The sequence below is a fragment of the Shinella sedimenti genome (assembly GCF_022601905.1).
GTDB lineage: Bacteria > Pseudomonadota > Alphaproteobacteria > Rhizobiales > Rhizobiaceae > Shinella > Shinella sedimenti.
Genome location: NZ_JAKVIN010000004.1, coordinates 1 through 18,297 on the forward strand (window position 1 = coordinate 1; position 18,297 = coordinate 18,297).

An 18,297-nucleotide genomic window follows, 5' to 3' on the forward strand; every position below is an offset into this window, starting at 1 on the left:
GCGCGAAGGCGAAGCCAACCATACAACCCCTTTCCAGAGGCAACGCTTTCGCGCGGTTCTCCGGATTGCCGAATGCCTTTCCCCTCCCGGCGGCCTCCGCGCGGGATCGTTGCCGCATGCGCCGGAAACCCTCGAAAGACTGGCGTTTTATGAAGAGCCCTGTTAAGGAGCGCCAATACTTTACCGGAGACTGCAATGAGCCGCACCGCCAGCGTTTCGCGCAAGACGAACGAGACCTCCGTATCGGTCACCGTCAATATCGACGGCACCGGCACGTCGACCATTTCGACGGGCGTCGGTTTCTTCGATCATATGCTCGACCAGCTGTCGCGCCATTCGCTCATCGACATGGAGATCAAGACCGAGGGCGACCTGCATGTCGACGATCATCACACCGTCGAGGACACCGGCATTGCCATCGGCCAGGCCATTGCGAAAGCGCTTGGCGACCGTCGCGGCATCACCCGCTACGCCTCGCTCGACCTTGCCATGGACGAGACGATGACGCGCGCCGCGGTGGATGTCTCCGGCCGTCCATTCCTCGTCTGGAACGTCGATTTCTCGGCGCCCAAGATCGGCACCTTCGACACCGAGCTGGTGCGCGAATTCTTCAATGCGCTTGCCCAGCATGCCGGCATCACGCTGCATATCCAGAACATCTACGGCGCAAACAACCATCATATCTCGGAGACGTGCTTCAAGGCCGTCGCGCGCGTGCTGCGCACCGCGACCGAGATCGATCCCCGCCAGGCGGGCCGCGTTCCCTCGACGAAGGGTTCGCTCGCCTGAAAGCAATTCCAGCAAAAGTGTGAAGCGGTTTTGCGTCCGGAATTGCGAAGCTAACAAAAGCCGGAGGCCGTCATGGCCACATTCCTCGTTCTGATACCGCCGGGTGCCCGCAGGGGCGATGAAAAGGCCACGTTCGTGCGCGACCGTTTCTCCTGGGTCGCCTTCTTCCTGCCGTTCCTCTGGCTTGCCTGGCATCGCTCATGGCTTGCCGCAGCTCTTGCCTTCGCCGTGCAGACGCTCGGCTCGGCCATCTCGGACCACCCCGTCTTCGGGCTCGCCGGGCTTGGCATCTGCCTTGCCACTAGCCTCGTCGTCGCGCTTGAAGGCCCCTCGATGGTCGTCGCCGGCCTTGAGCGCAAAGGCTGGACGATCGATGCGGTGATCTCGGCCGAGGACCGCGCGACGACGGAAGAAATCTACGACATGGAAACCCCGGCCGGCGAGACGGAGGCGCGCGACGGCGTGTCCCTGCCGGCCTCCGGAACCGCGACGCGCCCGCACGCTCCCATGCTCGGCCTCGTCGGTTTCAAGGAAGGACGCTAGAATGCGCGTAGCAATCATCGATTACGGCTCGGGCAACCTGCGCTCGGCCACCAAGGCCTTCGAGCGCGCCGCCCGCGAGGCCGGCATCGACGCCGAGATCGACCTCACCGACAAGGCCGATCGTGTGGCGTCCGCCGACCGCATCGTGCTGCCCGGCGTTGGCGCCTATGCCGATTGCCGCCGCGGCCTCGATGCCGTGCCCGGCATGGTCGAAGCGCTGCGCGAGACGGTGGAGGCCAAGGCCCGCCCCTTCCTCGGCATCTGCGTGGGCATGCAGCTCATGTCGTCGCGTGGGCTGGAAAAGACCACAACGCAAGGCCTCGGCTGGGTCAAGGGCGATGTGGTGCTGATGACGCCGCGCGACCCCGACCTCAAGATCCCGCAGATCGGCTGGAACACGCTGGACCGCAAACGCGCGCATCCACTGTTCGAAGGCATCCCGGAAACGCTGCACGCTTACTTCGTGCACTCCTATCACCTCGCTGCCGAAAACCCTGACGACGTGGTCGCGACCGTCGACTACGGCGGCCCGATGACCGCCTTCGTCGCCAACGGGAACAAGGCCGGCGCGCAGTTCCACCCGGAAAAGAGCCAGGCGCTCGGCCTGGCCCTCCTCACCAATTTCCTCCGCTGGAAGCCCTGAACTGGAAAACGCCATGATCCTCTTTCCCGCCATCGACCTGAAAGACGGCCAGTGCGTTCGCCTGAAACTCGGCGACATGGAACAGGCCACCGTCTACAATCCCGACCCGGCCGCGCAGGCCAAAGCTTTCGAGGACCAGGGCTTCGAATGGCTGCACGTGGTCGACCTCAACGGCGCCTTTGCTGGTGAGAGCGTCAACGGCGCGGCCGTCGATGCCATCCTGAAGGCGACGAAGAACCCCGTACAGCTCGGCGGCGGCATCCGCACGCTCGACCATATCGAAAGCTGGTTGTCGCGCGGGCTCTCCCGCGTCATCCTCGGCACCGTGGCCGTGCGCGATCCCGCGCTCGTCATCGCGGCTTGCAAGGCGTTTCCGGGCAAGGTCGCCGTCGGCATCGACGCCAAGGGCGGCAAGGTGGCGGTCGAGGGCTGGGCGGAAGCCTCCGAACTCGGCGTCATCGAGCTTGCCAGGAAGTTCGAGGGCGCCGGCGTTGCCGCGATCATCTATACCGACATCGATCGCGACGGCATCCTGACCGGCATCAACTGGGCCTCCACGCTGGAACTGGCCGACGCCGTCTCCATCCCCGTCATCGCCTCGGGCGGCCTTGCCTCGATGGACGACATCCGCCGCCTCGTCGCCCCCGACGCCCGCAAGCTGGAAGGCGCGATTTCCGGCCGCGCGCTCTATGACGGCCGCATCGATCCGGCCGAAGCGCTGGCAACGATCCGCGCAGCACGGGGAGAAGCCGCATGACCCTCAAGGCCCGCGTTATTCCCTGCCTGGATGTAAAGGACAGCCCGCGACGCCCGCAGCCGCTGAGCGGCGAGGACACGCAAAACGAAAAGATGGAGGCCGTCCTTTGACCCTCAAGGCCCGCGTTATTCCCTGCCTGGATGTAAAGGACGGCCGCGTCGTCAAGGGCGTCAGCTTCCTCAATCTGGTCGATGCCGGCGATCCCGTCGAATCGGCCAAGGTCTATGATGCCGCCGGCGCAGACGAGCTGTGCTTCCTCGACATCACGGCCTCCTCAGACAACCGCGACACGATCTTCGATGTCGTGGCCCGCACGGCCGATCATTGTTTCATGCCGCTCACCGTCGGCGGCGGCGTGCGCTTGGTCGCCGATATCCGCAAGCTTCTGCTGGCCGGCGCAGACAAGGTCTCGATCAACTCGGCCGCCGTCTCCAATCCGGATTTCGTGGCCGAGGCCGCCGACAAGTTCGGCAACCAGTGCATCGTCGTCTCCATCGATTCGAAGAAGGTCTCGGCCGAGGGCGAGGAAGACCGCTGGGAGATCTTCACCCATGGCGGCCGCCAGCCGACCGGCATCGACGCCGTGGCCTTTGCGGAAAAGATGGTGGAGCGCGGCGCGGGCGAGCTGCTGCTGACCTCCATGGACCGCGACGGCCAAAAGGGTGGCTATGACATCGCGCTGACCCGCACCATCGCCGACCGCGTTTCCGTTCCGGTCATCGCTTCGGGCGGCGTCGGCACGCTGGATCATCTCGTCGAGGGCGTGCGCGACGGCCATGCGACGGCGGTGCTCGCCGCATCCATCTTCCACTTCGGCACCTATACGGTCGGCGAAGCCAAGCGCTACATGGCCGAGCATGGCATCGCCATGCGGCTAGACTGAGGAGGTCCCGATGAGCAGCTTCACCCTTGCCGATCTCGTCGAGATCGTCGATGCCCGTGCCAAGGCCGATCCATCGGAAAGCTGGACCGCCAAGCTCGTGGCAGCCGGGCAACCGAAAGCGGCGAAAAAACTTGGCGAAGAGGCGGTCGAGACCGTGATTGCGGCGATCGAGGGCGACAAGGCCGCGCTGACCAGCGAGGCGGCCGATCTGCTCTATCACCTGCTCGTCGTCTTGAAAATCGGCGGCGTGGCGCTACAAGATGTGCTGGGGGAGCTGGAGAGGCGCACAGGCCAGTCCGGCCTAGCGGAAAAGGCCAGCCGGAAGAATTGATGATCCAGGCAGCGCGCGACAAGGACCAGCCGGATATTCCGGATGATTTCGGCAACCGGAATTATTCGCCGTATCGGTTCTTCCCGGTGGAGGAATGGGCACGGTTCCGTGCCGATACACCGCTGACGCTGACGGCCGACGAAGTCCAGCGCCTGCGGTCGCTGAACGACCCGATCGATCTCGATGAAGTCCGGCGCATCTATCTCTCGCTGTCGCGCCTCCTGTCGGCCCATGTCGAATCCTCGCAGATGCTGTTCGAACAGCGCAAGCGGTTCCTGGCACTGTCGAACGAGGCCAAGACGCCGTTCGTCATCGGCATTGCCGGCTCGGTCGCAGTCGGCAAATCGACCACAGCGCGTATCCTGAAGGAACTGCTGTCGCGCTGGCCGTCGAGCCCGAAGGTCGATCTCGTGACCACGGACGGCTTTCTCTATCCGAACGCCGTGCTGAGCCGTGAAAACCTGATGGAGCGCAAGGGTTTTCCGGAGAGCTACGATACCGGCGCGCTCCTGCGCTTCCTGTCGGCGATCAAGGCCGGCAAGCCGAACGTGCCGGCGCCGATGTATTCGCACCTCACCTACGACGTCCTTCCGAACGCCTTCCGCGCCGTCGACCGGCCGGATATCCTGATCTTCGAGGGCATCAATGTCCTGCAATCGCGCAACCTGCCGGCCGATGGCAAGGTCGTGCCGATGGTCTCCGACTTCTTCGACTTCTCGATCTATATCGATGCGGAGGAAAGCCTGATCCACAGCTGGTATGTCGAGCGCTTCATGCGGCTGCGCGACACCGCCTTCCAGAACCCGGATTCCTACTTCCACCGCTATGCGCGGATCAGCGAGGCGGATGCGCTCGCCATCGCCGAAGGGCTCTGGCACAACATCAACCTGAAGAACCTGCACCAGAACATCCTGCCGACGCGCCCGCGTGCCGACCTCATCCTGCAGAAGGGCGAGAACCACCTCATCGAGACGGTTGCGCTGCGCAAACTTTAGCCGGATTCAAGCATTGCTCTCAAGGATTAACGCGACGCAGCGTCAAGTTGATACGCCCTGGATTTCTCAGGAGCGTGGACGTGCCGGGATAGATCCGGTCGACACCATGGAAGATCAGCCGGCTTTCGCCACCGAACGCGAAGACGTCGCCGCTCGATAGCCGGAACGAGCGCGTGGGATCGCTGCGGGAGGTGCCGCCGATGCGAAACAGGCACTGGTCGCCGAGCGAAACGGAGACGACGGGTGCGGCAAAATCCGTCTCGTCGCGATCCTGATGCAGGCCCATCTTCGCCTCCGGGTCATAGAAATTGACGAGGCAGGCCTCGGGCGGCTTTGCGAAGCCGGAAACCGCATCCCACAGGGCCAGAAGCGTCTCCGGAATGGCCGGCCAGGGACGGCCCGTTTCCGGGTGGGTGGACTGGTAGCGGTAGCCGTTGTCCTTGTCCGTCACCCAGCCAAGCGCGCCGCAATTGGTCATGCGGACGGACATCGCCTTGCCGGTCTTCGGCATGCGCGGCACGTAAAGCGGTGCATCGGCAACGACCTGCCGGATGGCGGCCACGAGGGCTTCCTGCGCCGGGCGATCGAAATAATCAGGGAAATAGCGCAACCCCGGTGCGAGGTCGTGCCCCGTCTCCGTCAAATCAGGTCTCCGACAGGTCCGGGATGCGCAGCACCTGGCCGGGATAGATCTTGTCCGGATGGGACAGCATCGGCCGGTTGGCATCGAAGATGACGGTGTGCTTGGCGCCCTTGCCCTTGCCGTACTGGGCTTCGGCGATCTTCCAGAGGTTGTCGCCCTTCTTTACCGTGTAGAACACCGGCTCCCTAGCGGTCGCGGCGGCCACGGCAAGGCCTTCCGTATCGACCTTGGAGACGCCCAGCGTGTTGCCGACGGCAACGATAGCCTTCTCGAACACGGCCTGGTCGGCGACGCTGCCCTTGAGGACGACCTTGTCGTCGACAACCTCGACCTGCACCGCGTCGGTGCCAAGACCGTGCGATTCCAGTTCCTTCTTGACCGCTTCGGCGTCCGGCGCATCGTCGTCACCGCCGATGCCCAGCTTCTTGCCCGCGTTCTTGATAAAGCTGAAAAGACCCATGTGCTTACCTCCCGTTTTCAGCCGAATTAAGCAGACCCTTCCGGCAAAGGGAAGGAATTGTTTTCTTCAAACCGATAAACGGCCAAGTTGCGGCCATCACTCGCCATCCGGCCGGGCGCGCATGCGCTTGACGTCGGAGCGGCCCGATTTTGCCTTGAGACGGCGCTCGATCGAGCCTTTCGTCGGCTTCGTCTTGCGCCGCGGCGGCGGCGGCGGTTCGGCGGCCTTGAGAATCAGTTCCTTCAGCCGTTCGCGCGCATCCTCACGATTGCGCTCCTGGCTGCGAAAGCGGCTGGCCTCGATCATCAGAACGCCGTCCTTGGACACCCTGCGGCCGGCGAGCTTCAGCGCATTGGCCTTCACCCGTTCATTGAGCGCGGGCGAGTTGCGCAGGTCGTAGAACAGCTGTACGGCGGTCGAGACCTTGTTGACATTCTGCCCGCCCGGGCCGCCAGCCAGCACGAACTGCTCGGTCAGTTCCCAGCCCGCAATGGTGATCGTATTGCTGATATAGAGGGGTTCGCTGGCCATAAGAGTTCCTTTCCACGCTGTTGTAACGGCGGGACCGGGAAACGGAAAGCCATTTGCGGCAACGAAAAACCCGGCCTTGCGGGCCGGGTTTCACGTGAATCATCGATTGTCGCAGACCTATTCGGCGGCGACCTTCAGGCCTGGAGCGGCATCGCGCACGCTGCCATCGACCTGATCCTCGAATTTCTCGAAGTTCGCCACGAACATGTCGACCAGCTTCTGGGCCTGCTTGTCGTAGGCGGGGCCGTTCGACCAGGTCGAGCGCGGATCAAGGATCTTGGTGTCGACGCCGGGCACCGACACGGGCACCTGGAAGCCGAAATTGTCGTCGCGGCGGAAGAGGGCATCCTTCAGCGAGCCGTCGAGGGCAGCGGCGAGCAGCGTGCGGGTCGCCTTGATCGGCATGCGACGGCCTTCGCCATAGGCACCGCCGGTCCAGCCGGTATTGACCAGCCAGCAATCGACACCGTGCTCGGCGATCAGTTCCTTGAGCAGGTTGCCGTAGACCGTGGGATGACGCGGCATGAAGGGCGCACCGAAGCAGGTCGAGAAGGTGGCTTCCGGCTCGGTCACGCCACGCTCCGTGCCGGCAACCTTGGCGGTGTAGCCGGACAGGAAGTGGTACATGGCCTGATCGGGCGTCAGACGGGCGATCGGCGGCATCACGCCGAAGGCATCGGCCGTCAGCATGATGATCGTCTTCGGATGCGGCGCACGGCCGGTATCGCTGGCATTCGGGATGAAATGCAGCGGGTAGGCGCAGCGCGTGTTTTCCGTCAGCGAACCGTCGTTGAAGTCAGGCACGCCGTTGGCATCGAGCACGACGTTTTCCAGAACGGTGCCGAAACGCTGCGTCGTCGCATGAATCTCCGGCTCGGCTTCTGCCGACAGGCGGATGGTCTTGGCGTAGCAGCCACCTTCGAAGTTGAAGATGCCGTTCTCGCCCCAGCCGTGCTCATCATCGCCGACCAGCGTGCGATTCGGGTCGGCGGAAAGCGTGGTCTTGCCGGTGCCCGACAGGCCGAAGAAGACGGCAGCGTCGCCATCGGGGCCGACATTGGCCGAGCAATGCATCGGCATGACTTTTTCCGACGGCAGCAGCCAGTTGAGCACCGTGAAGACCGACTTCTTCATTTCGCCGGCATAATAGGTGCCCGCGATCAGAACGATGCCGCGCGTCAGGTCGCAGGCGATCATGGTTTCCGTGCGCGCGCCGTGGCGGGCCGGGTCTGCCTTGAAGGTCGGCAGGTCGATGATGGTCAGCTTCGGCGCGAAACCCGACAGATCCTTCTCTTCCGGACGGATGAGCAGGTTACGGATAAACAGCGAATGCCAGGCCAATTCCGTCACAACGCGGGTCGGCAGCGCGTAATCGGCATCGGCACCGCCGATCAGATCCTGCACGAAGAGATCGCGACCGCTCGCATGGGCCAGCATGTCGGCGTGAAGCGCATCGAAATGCTCACGCGACACGGCCTTGTTGTTATCCCACCAGATGGCGCCTTCGGTGTTTTCGTCGCGCACGACGAACTTGTCCTTGGGCGAACGGCCGGTGTGCTGGCCGGTCAGCGCGCGCAACGCGCCGTGGGCGGTCTTGACCGCCTCGCCACGGCCAAGCGCTTCCTCATAAAGCGCTTCGGCTGCAAAGTTGTACCGGACCGTGCCGTTTGTATGGATACCCATCGCGGTAAGCCCCAGCGCGGGGTTGCGAACGCCAAGTTCCTGCATGGTCCAGCTTTCCTCCGTGGACGAAGACGCAAGGTCAATCTGGGCGGAACCTAATATGCGACTGTCACAAAGGCAAGCAGTGAATCGAAATTAGGCAATGATATCAAACAATTAATCGATTTAAATCTTTGTACTACTTTTTTAATCGTTTGAATAATCGATTTAAAAATGATTCGAAAAGCCGCCGCCGAACGTCACCCTTTATCTTTGCCACAATTTGTTCCACCTTTATCCTCACAGAGGCGCATCACTTACCAGGACAGGAACTCGATCCGAGGTCGGGAAAGGCGCTCATGACTATGGAGACCAGCAAGATGCAAACGATCGCACTCGTCGATGACGACCGGAATATTCTGACATCCGTGTCGATCGCGCTTGAAGCGGAAGGATACAAGGTTGAGACCTATACGGACGGCGCCTCCGCGCTCGACGGCCTTCTCGCCCGCCCGCCGCAGCTTGCAATCTTCGACATCAAGATGCCCCGCATGGACGGCATGGAGCTTCTGCGCCGGCTGCGCCAGAAATCCGACATCCCGGTGATCTTCCTCACCTCCAAGGATGAGGAGATCGACGAGCTGTTCGGTCTCAAGATGGGCGCGGACGACTTCATTACCAAGCCGTTCTCCCAGCGCCTGCTGGTCGAGCGCGTCAAGGCGATCCTGCGCCGCTCCTCCAACCGCGAGGCCGCCGCATCGGCCGGCGCAGCCGGCAATGCCGCCAAGGCTGGCGAGATCGCCGCCCGTTCTCTGGAGCGCGGCCAGCTGGTCATGGACCAGGAGCGCCACACCTGCACCTGGAAGGGCGAGCCGGTGACGCTGACCGTCACGGAATTCCTCATCCTGCATTCGCTTGCCCAGCGCCCCGGCGTGGTGAAGAGCCGCGATTCGCTGATGGACGCCGCCTATGACGAGCAGGTCTATGTCGACGACCGCACCATCGACAGCCACATCAAGCGACTTCGCAAGAAGTTCAAGATGGTCGACACCGACTTCGACATGATCGAGACGCTGTACGGCGTCGGCTACCGCTTCCGCGAGGCAGCGTAAGGCGCGATTTCGCTTGCATGAACCGCGGCGGCAATGGCATGCCGCGGTCGGCTGCGAAATGGCTCGAAAGGATGGATGCGCGTGTTGCAGGAGGTGCAGGAGAGGACTGGTGAGGATGCCGAAGGCCGGCCAATGCCGCGTTCGCTGCGCCGCCGCTGGACCCATCCTTTCACGCTGGCGCGCCGCATCTTCGGCAATGCCGTCTTTTCCAGCCTCACACGCCGCATCCTGTTCTTCAATCTCGTCGCGCTTGTCGTGCTCGTGGCGGGCATCCTCTATCTCAACCAGTTCCGCGAGGGGCTGATCGACGCGCGCGTCGAAAGCCTGCTGACGCAGGGCGAGATCATCGCCGGCGCGATTTCCGCCTCCGCCTCCGTCGACACCAACTCGATCACCATCGACCCGGAAAAACTGCTCGAACTGCAGGCCGGCCAGAGCATCACGCCGCTGCCAAACGACGAGGACCTGGAATTCCCGATAAATCCCGAACGCGTGGCGCCCGTGCTCCGGCGGCTCATTTCGCCGACGCGCACCCGCGCCCGCATCTACGATACCGACGCCAACCTGCTGCTCGATTCGCGCCATCTCTACACACAGGGCCAGGTGCTGCGCTTCGACCTGCCGCCCGTCGAGCAGGAAAACGCCGGCATTTTCGAGCGCATGAACATCTGGTTCAACCGGATGCTGCAGCCGAGCAGGCTGCCGCTCTACAAGGAAGCGCCGGGCGGCGACGGCTCGATCTATCCCGAAGTGATGAATGCGCTGACGGGCGTGCGCGGCGCCGTGGAACGCGTCAACGACAAGGGCGAGGTCATCGTCTCGGTCGCGGTGCCGGTGCAGCGCTTCCGCGCGGTGCTGGGCGTGCTGCTTCTGTCGACGCAGGCCGGCGACATCGACAAGATCGTGCATGCCGAGCGTCTCGCCATCATGCGCGTCGCGGGCGTGGCAGGCCTCGTCAACATCGCACTGTCGCTGCTGCTGTCCAGCACCATCGCCAATCCGCTGCGCCGCCTTTCCGCCGCGGCGATCCGCGTGCGGCGTGGCGGCGCGAAGGAGCGCGAGGAAATTCCCGATTTCTCCGTCCGTCAGGACGAGATCGGCAATCTTTCCATCGCGCTCAGACAGATGACCACGGCGCTCTATGACCGCATCGACGCGATCGAAAGCTTCGCGGCCGATGTGAGCCATGAACTGAAGAACCCGCTGACCTCGCTTCGCAGCGCCGTCGAGACCCTGCCGCTCGCGCGCACGGACGAATCGAAAAAGCGGTTGCTGGATGTCATCCAGCACGACGTGCGCCGCCTCGACCGCCTGATCAGCGACATTTCCGACGCCTCGCGCCTCGACGCCGAGCTTGCACGCAGCGATGCCCGTACGGTGGATCTCGAAAAGCTGCTCGGCGACCTCATCGACGTCTCGCGCCAGATCAATACGCGCAAGAAGCCCGTGACGCTCGATTTCGTCGTCGACCGCAAGGACAATCCGAAGGCCCGGTTCGAGGTCTCCGGCTACGAGCTGCGCATCGGCCAGATCGTCACCAATCTCATCGAAAACGCCCGATCCTTCGTGCCCGATCCGGGCGGACGCATCGTGGTGCGTCTGTCGCGCGGGCGCGGCGACCGCTGCCTCGTGCAGATCGAGGACAACGGCCCCGGTATCCAGGCCGAGAATATCGACCGCATCTTCGAGCGCTTCTATACCGACCGGCCGGCCGGCGAGGCCTTCGGCCAGAATTCCGGCCTTGGCCTGTCTATCTCGCGGCAGATCGCCGAGGCGCACGGCGGCACGCTGAAGGCCGACAACATCATCGACAAGGCGACGGGCGAGATTGCCGGCGCGCGCTTCACCCTCTCGCTGCCCGCCGACAAGCAGAAATGACGGCCCCTGCCCCCGTCCCGGTCAATGTGCATGGAACGGCCATCGTGATCGGCACGACCGGGCTTCTCTTCACCGGCCCCTCCGGCGCCGGCAAGAGCATGGTTGCGCTGCATTGCATGACGGAGGCGCGGTCGCGCGGGTTGTTTTCCGCGCTCGTCAGCGACGACCAGGTCATGGTCAGCATCGAAGGCGGCCGGGTCGTCGCCCGGGCGCCCGCTTCCATCGCCGGTCTCGCCGAGCTGCGCGGTGCGGGCATCGTCTCCGTCGAGACCATCGAGGCCGCGGTGCTGCATCGCGCCATCCGGCCGATCGCACCGCCATTCGCCGAACGGCTGGCGCCGGAGGGCGAAACCGTGGAGGTCCTACCCGGCCACCTCCTGCCGCTGACACGGTTGCCGCTTGCCGGCGGTTGCACCGCTTTTTCACTGCTCGCCGCAATTCACCCGGAAATTACCGGGACTTGATCGCGAAAGCCGCGCCAAAAGGGAAAAATGGCCATTTTAGGCTTGCCTTCGGACTTTTCATTGACATGATGGCCACCCCAATGGTGGACGGAATTGTTGCATTGCGATATTCCGCCGTCCGTTCGAATTGGGAAACGGGAGCGACTGCTGATGATCGGACTGGTGCTTGTCACCCATGGCAAGCTGGCGGAGGAATTCCGGCACGCCCTTGAACACGTTGTCGGTCCGCAGAAGGCGATCGAGACCGTCTGTATCGGCCCCGATGATGACATGGACCAGCGTCGCCAGGATATCCTGCAGGCGGTCCAGGAGGCAGATCAGGGCAACGGCGTCATCATCCTCACCGACATGTTCGGCGGCACGCCGTCCAACCTCGCCATCTCCGTGATGAACGGCGAAGGCATCGAGGTGATTGCCGGCGTCAACCTGCCGATGCTGATCAAGCTCGCCGGCATCCGCGGCGAAAACAATATGGAAAAGGCGCTGATCGACGCATCGGAAGCCGGCCGGAAATATATCAACGTCGCCAGCCGCGTTCTCAGCGGCAAGTAAGGTCTCCCGCCCTCCATGACCGCCTCGAAAGAGCTTCTCATCATCAACAAGCGCGGCCTGCACGCCCGCGCTTCGGCAAAATTCGTCCAGACGGTCGAGGGCTACGACGCGGATGTTACCGTCTCCAAGGACGGCATGACCGTCGGCGGCACCTCCATCATGGGCCTGATGATGCTGGCCGCCAGCCCCGGATGCAGCGTGCATGTCACCGCCACGGGCGCGCAGGCCCAGGAGGTTCTCGCCGCGCTCGACGCGCTGATCGCCGACAGGTTCGGCGAGGAGATGTAATCCTCCGTCAGACATAAGGACATAAAGACTTCTTTATGTCTTGGTTGCTCCAGCCGCCGTTTCCTGATAGGAAGCGGCATCAACCAGAGCCAGAAGGCTGGAGTATTTCATGACCACAACGCATGACTACCACGTCGCCGACATCGCGCTTGCCGATTTCGGCCGCAAGGAAATCGAGATCGCCGAGACGGAAATGCCGGGCCTGATGGCCTGCCGCGAAGAGTTCGGCGCTTCCAAGCCGCTCAAGGGCGCGCGCATCACCGGCTCGCTGCACATGACCATCCAGACCGCCGTGCTCATCGAGACGCTGGTGGCGCTGGGTGCGGACGTTCGCTGGGCCTCGTGCAACATCTTCTCCACGCAGGACCACGCCGCCGCAGCCATCGCGGCCGCCGGCATCCCGGTCTACGCCGTGAAGGGCGAGTCGCTGACGGAATACTGGGAATACACCGACAAGATCTTCCAGTGGACCGATGGCGGTCTCTCCAACATGATCCTGGACGACGGCGGCGACGCCACCATGTACATCCTGCTCGGCGCACGCGCCGAAGCCGGCGAGAACGTACTGTCCAATCCGGGCTCGGAAGAAGAAGAGATTCTCTTCGCCCAGATCAAGAAGCGTCTTGCTCTTTCCCCGGGCTGGTTCACCAAGCAGCGCGATGCCATCAAGGGCGTGACCGAAGAGACCACGACCGGCGTCAACCGTCTCTACCAGCTGCAGCAGAAGGGGCTCCTGCCCTTCCCGGCGATCAACGTGAACGACTCGGTCACCAAGTCGAAGTTCGACAACAAGTACGGCTGCAAGGAATCGCTGGTCGACGGCATCCGCCGCGGCACCGACGTCATGATGGCCGGCAAGGTCGCCGTGGTCTGCGGCTACGGCGACGTCGGCAAGGGCTCTTCCGCTTCGCTGCGCGGTGCCGGTGCCCGCGTCAAGGTCACGGAAATCGACCCGATCTGCGCCCTGCAGGCCGCCATGGACGGTTTTGAAGTCGTGCAGCTCGAGGACGTCGTTTCCTCCGCCGACATCTTCATCACCACGACCGGCAACAAGGACGTCATCCGCGTGGAGCATATGCGCGAGATGAAGGACATGGCGATCGTCGGCAATATCGGCCACTTCGATAACGAGATCCAGGTCGCTGCGCTCAAGAACTTCAAGTGGACCAACATCAAGCCGCAGGTCGACATGATCGAGTTCCCCAAGGGTAACCGCATGATCCTGCTCTCGGAGGGTCGTCTGCTCAACCTCGGCAACGCCACCGGTCACCCGTCCTTCGTGATGTCTGCCTCGTTCTCCAACCAGGTGCTGGCGCAGATCGAGCTCTTCACCAAGGGCGACGCCTACAAGAACGAAGTCTATGTTCTGCCCAAGCAGCTCGACGAGAAGGTCGCACGCCTGCACCTCGCCAAGCTCGGCGCGAAGCTGACGGAACTTTCCAACGAACAGGCCGGCTATATCGGCGTGACCGTGCAGGGTCCGTTCAAGGCCGAACACTACAGGTACTGATCCTTACCCGGATTATCCACAACATCTAGAGGCGGCGCGCTTGACACAGGCGCGCCGCCTCTTTTTTGGGCCCATCCCTTCCCGACGATTCGGTAAACAAGTATCGTTAACGCGTTGATTCGGCGTGCAGATGCGGACCCTTCGCGCCGGATTGGGATGTCTTGTCGATCAGGCGGCAAACGGACGGAGACATACCGGGGATGATGTCGGAACTGAAACGAGGCCGTTCCGGGCAGGCTTTTGCCATGCCGGAGCGGGACATGGCGCATTCGGTTGCACCGCAAAATGGATTTATGGTTAACGGACGGTTCATGCGCCCCGTGGCGCGCCGCCTGGCATCCGTGCTGGCGGCTGGATCGGCCCTCACGATGTTCGCCGGACCGGCCCATGCCGCCGGCCCCTATCTCGCCACCACGGAAATCGTCACCGTATCGATGCTGCTCGGCGTGATGTCGGCGGCCATGGTCTCCGCCATCTGGATGATCCGCCAGCGCGGCCGCATGGAAGCCGAAAACCGCGAGCTGCGCGCCCACCTCTCCGACGCCCGCCACAACGTATCGCGCCTGCAGGCGCTGATCGGCGACAAGGACCGCCGCATCGTCATGTGGGACGGCATGTCGGGCAAGCCAGAATTCCTCGGCCAGCTCGCGCCGGAAACCGGCGCGCCGGTCGCCGACCGCGATTTCCTCGCCTTCGGCCGCTGGCTGAAACCGACCTCCGCCGCCGAGATCGAGCGCGCCGTCGAACGGCTGCGCACGCAGGCGCAGAGCTTCGATCTCATACTCGAAACGAGCCGCGAGCAGGTGCTGGAGGCGCAGGGTCGCGTTTCCGGCGGCCAGGCCTTCGTGCGCTTCGTGGCGCTCAACAACCTGCGAGCGGAAGCCGCCGAGCTGAAGCTGGAACGCGAACGGCTCGTCGCCGCGCTGAGCACGCTGCAATGCCTCATCGACCAGATCGACCTTCCCGTCTGGCAACGCGCGCCCGACGGCTCGCTCGCCTGGGTGAACGAGGCCTATGCCGAGGCCGTCGAGGCGAAGGATGCCGCCGCTGCCGTGCGCGAGGCGCGCGAGCTTCTGCCGACCGTGGCACGCGAAAAGATCCGCGCGACCAGCACCTATGACACCCCATTCCGCGACAAGGTCTCGACCGTCGTTCGCGGCAATCGCAGCTTCTTCGACGTGGTGGATGCCCGCACGCCCAATGGCTCGGCCGGCATCGCGATCGACGTTTCGGATGTCGAAGCGGTGCGTGAGGAACTGACGCGCACGCTGAAAAGCCATGCCGAGACGCTAGATCACCTCGCCACGCCAGTCGCCACTTTCGACGGCGAGCAGCGCCTGCAATTCTACAACCAGGCCTTCCAGCGCATGTGGGAGTTCGACACGGCGTTCCTGGAGAGCAAGCCCGGCAACGGCGAACTGCTCGACCGGCTGCGCGCCGCCGGCAAGCTGCCCGAACAGCTGAACTGGAAGCAGTGGAAGGACACAGCACTTTCCGTCTACCGCGCCATCGACACCCAGAGCGACCTCTGGCATCTGCCGAACGGCCAGACGCTGCGCGTCTTCGCGACCGCCCGCCCGCAGGGCGGCGCCACCTGGGTCTTCGAGAACCTGACCGAGAAGGTCGATCTCGAAACGCGCTACAACACGCTGATGCTGGTTCAGGACGAGACCATCGACCACTTGGCCGAGGGTGTCGCGGTGTTCAGCCCCGACGGGCGCATCCGCCTGTCCAACCCGGCCTTCCGCGCCATCTGGGGCATCAGCGAGGCCGAGGCGAAGTCCGGCACGCATATCCGCGCCATCGAGCAGGCTTGCGCGCCATCCTACGACAAGCCGGACGGCTGGAAGCGCTTCGGCCAGATGATCACCAGCTTCGACGACGAACGGCCCTCCTCGCAGGGCATGCTGGAGCTGCGCACGGGCCTCGTGCTCGATTACGCCGTCATCCCGCTTTCCAACGCCCAGACGATGCTGACCTTCGTCAACATCACCGACAGCGTGCGGGTGAGCCGGGCGCTCACGGAAAAGAACGAGGCGCTGCGCAAGGCGGACGCGCTGAAGAACGATTTCGTGCAGCACGTTTCCTACGAGCTGCGCTCGCCGTTGACCAACATCATCGGTTTCGCCGACCTCCTGAAGACGCCGACCATGGGCGAGCTGAACGACCGGCAGGCCGAATATGTCGACCATATCGCCACCTCCTCGGCGGTGCTGCTGACCATCGTCAACGACATTCTCGACCTTGCGACCGTCGATGCCGGCATCATGGAGCTCGACTATACCGAGATCAATCTGACGGACCTGCTCGACGACGTGTCCATGCAGTTCGCCGACCGGCTGCACGAGGCGCAGGTGACGCTCGAGATCACCGCGCCCGACAGTCTCGGCACCATCGTCGCCGACCAGCAGCGCCTCAAGCAGATCCTTATCAAGCTCCTCAGCAATGCCGCCAATTTCGCGCCGGAAGGCAGCGCCATCGGCCTGCGCTGCTGGCGCGAGGGCGCCGACCTCGTGCTGACCGTGACCGACCGCGGCCCCGGCATTCCGCAGGACGTGCTGACCACGGTGTTCAACCGCTTCGAAAGCCATGGCCGCCAAGGAGGTCCAGGCCTTGGCCTATCCATCGTCGAAAGCTTCGTCAGCCTGCACCATGGCACCGTCACCATCGACAGCCAGGAAGGCCGCGGCACGAAGGTCACCGTGCGTATTCCTTCCGCGACGATGACCTCGTTCGCTGCGGCGGAATAGCATGGCGCTCGACGTCGTCCTCGCCGATGAAGCCGCCACCATCCGCTTCGGCGAGGACATGGCGCTCGCGCTGAAGCGCGGCGACTATGTCGCACTATCAGGCGATCTGGGTGCCGGAAAATCCACCTTCTCCCGCGCGCTGATCCGCGCCATCGCCGATGACGCCTTTCTCGAGGTGCCGAGCCCGACCTTCACGCTCGTCCAGACCTATGACCTGCGCATCCCCGTCGCGCATTTCGACCTCTACCGCATCGCCGATGCCGCGGAGATCGACGAACTGGGTTTCGACGAGGCGCTATCGGACGGCATCTGCCTGGTGGAATGGCCGGAAAAGGCCGACGGCGCGCTGCCGGCGGACGGCATAAGCCTGACCTTCCTGCATGAAGGCGATGGCCGGCGCGTCTTCATCGACGGCCCGGCACCGGCGCTGGCCCGCATCCGCCGGTCGCTCGCGATCCGCGCCTTTCTTGACGAAGCCGGCTACGGCAACGCGACGCGCCGCCACCTGACGGGTGACGCCTCCATTCGCGCCTATGAACATATCCATACCGGCGAGACCCGCTTCGTGCTGATGGATTCGCCGGCCCATATGCCCGGGCCGATCCTCGCGCAGGGCAAGTACTACCAACAGATCGCCCATATCGCCGAGGACGTGAAACCGTTCATCGCGGTCGGCCGCTATCTCGTTTCCCGCGGCCTGCGTGCGCCGGAAATCCATGCCATGGATATCGCGCAGGGCATCCTGCTGATCGAGGACCTCGGCAGCGAGGGTGTGCTCGATGCCGCGGGTGCGCCGATAGCCGAGCGCTACCGCGAAAGCGCTGCCTGCCTTGCACATCTGCACGGTCAGGGTTTCGCGCGCGACCTGCCGGTAACCGACGGCATCGTGCACCGCGTGCCGGATTTCGACCGGGACGCCATGCAGATCGAGGTGAGCCTGCTTACCGACTGGTATCTGCCCTTCAAGCGTGGCACGCCGGCAAGCAACGCCGAACGCCGCGACTATGTCGCCATCTGGGACGCGCTGATCGAAAGCCTTGGCGCCGGGGAACACAATCTGCTGCTGCGCGACTTCCATTCGCCCAACATCATCTGGCGGCCGGATGCCCTCGGTACGGACCGGGTCGGCATCATCGACTTCCAGGACGCGATGATCGGTCCTTCGGCCTACGACGTCGCCTCGCTGGTGCAGGATGCGCGCGTCGACATGCCGGACGACGTCGCGCAAGGCGTGCTCGACCATTACCTTTCGCAGCGCGCGGCACAAGGCGGCTTCGACCGGACACGCTTCCTGCGCGACTGGCATGTCATGGCCGCGCAGCGCAACTGCAAGCTCATCGGCCTGTGGGTGCGCCTCATGCAGCGCGACGGCAAGCCGGCCTATATGCGCCACATGCCGCGCACCTTCCGCAATCTCACGCGGGCGCTTTCCCATCCCGACCTCGCCCCCTTGCGCGACTGGTGCGAAAAGGCTGGAATCCTCGCGACCGAATCATAATCGCGGGA

General features: G+C 63.8%; 19 protein-coding genes. 15 read left to right on the forward strand and 4 right to left on the reverse strand.

The window, feature by feature from the left end; translation table 11 throughout:
- Positions 1-195 precede the first annotated feature (195 nt).
- The 7 genes from hisB to coaA all read left to right on the forward strand — a co-directional run bounded on the left by hisB (position 196) and on the right by coaA (position 4,941).
- Positions 196-789, forward strand: coding sequence for an imidazoleglycerol-phosphate dehydratase HisB (gene hisB, locus MKI86_RS10220; protein WP_241600751.1), 594 nt, complete (start codon positions 196-198; stop codon positions 787-789).
- A 72-nt stretch (positions 790-861) separates the two neighbouring features.
- Positions 862-1,332 (forward strand): DUF2628 domain-containing protein, encoded by a 471-nt coding sequence (locus tag MKI86_RS10225; RefSeq protein ID WP_241600753.1) that lies wholly within the window; start codon positions 862-864, stop codon positions 1,330-1,332.
- A gap of 1 nt (position 1,333) precedes the next feature.
- Entirely contained in the window at positions 1,334-1,975 is a 642-nt protein-coding gene (hisH, locus tag MKI86_RS10230; protein ID WP_241600763.1) for an imidazole glycerol phosphate synthase subunit HisH, read from the forward strand.
- A 13-nt stretch (positions 1,976-1,988) separates the two neighbouring features.
- Positions 1,989-2,732 (forward strand): 1-(5-phosphoribosyl)-5-[(5-phosphoribosylamino)methylideneamino]imidazole-4-carboxamide isomerase, encoded by a 744-nt coding sequence (hisA, locus tag MKI86_RS10235; protein WP_241600765.1) that lies wholly within the window; start codon positions 1,989-1,991, stop codon positions 2,730-2,732.
- 106 nt (positions 2,733-2,838) lie between these two features.
- Entirely contained in the window at positions 2,839-3,615 is a 777-nt protein-coding gene (gene hisF, locus MKI86_RS10240; RefSeq protein WP_241600788.1) for an imidazole glycerol phosphate synthase subunit HisF, read from the forward strand.
- Between the two features lie 10 nt (positions 3,616-3,625).
- A complete protein-coding gene (locus MKI86_RS10245) occupies positions 3,626-3,946 on the forward strand; it encodes a phosphoribosyl-ATP diphosphatase (protein ID WP_241600790.1) in 321 nt (106 codons plus the stop codon).
- Positions 3,946-4,941, forward strand: coding sequence for a type I pantothenate kinase (gene coaA / locus MKI86_RS10250; protein WP_241600792.1), 996 nt, complete (start codon positions 3,946-3,948; stop codon positions 4,939-4,941). Before MKI86_RS10245 ends, coaA begins: the two co-directional genes overlap by 1 nt.
- Before the next feature lie 19 nt (positions 4,942-4,960).
- Here the strand turns inward: coaA and MKI86_RS10255 are convergent, their stop codons facing one another.
- The 4 genes from MKI86_RS10255 to MKI86_RS10270 all read right to left on the reverse strand — a co-directional run bounded on the left by MKI86_RS10255 (position 4,961) and on the right by MKI86_RS10270 (position 8,303).
- Positions 4,961-5,584, reverse strand: a complete 624-nt coding sequence (locus tag MKI86_RS10255) for an alpha-ketoglutarate-dependent dioxygenase AlkB family protein (RefSeq protein WP_241600794.1) — start codon at positions 5,582-5,584, stop codon at positions 4,961-4,963.
- A gap of 1 nt (position 5,585) precedes the next feature.
- Positions 5,586-6,044 (reverse strand): peptidoglycan-binding protein LysM, encoded by a 459-nt coding sequence (gene lysM, locus MKI86_RS10260; RefSeq protein ID WP_241600796.1) that lies wholly within the window; start codon positions 6,042-6,044, stop codon positions 5,586-5,588.
- 96 nt (positions 6,045-6,140) lie between these two features.
- Entirely contained in the window at positions 6,141-6,575 is a 435-nt protein-coding gene (gene arfB, locus MKI86_RS10265) for an alternative ribosome rescue aminoacyl-tRNA hydrolase ArfB (protein ID WP_241600798.1), read from the reverse strand.
- A 117-nt stretch (positions 6,576-6,692) separates the two neighbouring features.
- Positions 6,693-8,303, reverse strand: coding sequence for a phosphoenolpyruvate carboxykinase (locus MKI86_RS10270; protein ID WP_241600807.1), 1,611 nt, complete (start codon positions 8,301-8,303; stop codon positions 6,693-6,695).
- Positions 8,304-8,617: 314 nt separating this feature from the next.
- Here MKI86_RS10270 and MKI86_RS10275 point away from each other — a divergent pair, with 314 nt between their 5' ends.
- From MKI86_RS10275 to tsaE, 8 genes are all read left to right on the forward strand, one after another.
- Entirely contained in the window at positions 8,618-9,349 is a 732-nt protein-coding gene (locus tag MKI86_RS10275) for a response regulator transcription factor (RefSeq protein WP_241600808.1), read from the forward strand.
- A 132-nt stretch (positions 9,350-9,481) separates the two neighbouring features.
- A complete protein-coding gene (locus tag MKI86_RS10280) occupies positions 9,482-11,227 on the forward strand; it encodes a sensor histidine kinase (protein ID WP_241601195.1) in 1,746 nt (581 codons plus the stop codon).
- The gene (locus MKI86_RS10285) at positions 11,224-11,691 is read left to right on the forward strand and encodes an HPr kinase/phosphorylase (RefSeq protein WP_241600810.1); all 468 of its coding nucleotides are present in this window, start codon (positions 11,224-11,226) and stop codon (positions 11,689-11,691) included. Before MKI86_RS10280 ends, MKI86_RS10285 begins: the two co-directional genes overlap by 4 nt.
- Before the next feature lie 150 nt (positions 11,692-11,841).
- Positions 11,842-12,243: a PTS sugar transporter subunit IIA gene (locus MKI86_RS10290; RefSeq protein ID WP_241600812.1), complete on the forward strand. Its 402-nt coding sequence runs from the start codon at positions 11,842-11,844 to the stop codon at positions 12,241-12,243.
- 15 nt (positions 12,244-12,258) lie between these two features.
- The gene (locus MKI86_RS10295) at positions 12,259-12,531 is read left to right on the forward strand and encodes an HPr family phosphocarrier protein (protein WP_241600814.1); all 273 of its coding nucleotides are present in this window, start codon (positions 12,259-12,261) and stop codon (positions 12,529-12,531) included.
- A gap of 109 nt (positions 12,532-12,640) precedes the next feature.
- Positions 12,641-14,041, forward strand: coding sequence for an adenosylhomocysteinase (gene ahcY, locus MKI86_RS10300; RefSeq protein ID WP_241600817.1), 1,401 nt, complete (start codon positions 12,641-12,643; stop codon positions 14,039-14,041).
- A 203-nt stretch (positions 14,042-14,244) separates the two neighbouring features.
- A complete protein-coding gene (locus MKI86_RS10305; protein ID WP_370879944.1) occupies positions 14,245-16,791 on the forward strand; it encodes an ATP-binding protein in 2,547 nt (848 codons plus the stop codon).
- 1 nt (position 16,792) lies between these two features.
- Complete coding sequence (gene tsaE, locus MKI86_RS10310) at positions 16,793-18,289, forward strand: tRNA (adenosine(37)-N6)-threonylcarbamoyltransferase complex ATPase subunit type 1 TsaE (RefSeq protein ID WP_241600819.1); 1,497 nt, start codon at positions 16,793-16,795, stop codon at positions 18,287-18,289.
- Positions 18,290-18,297: the final 8 nt, after the last annotated feature.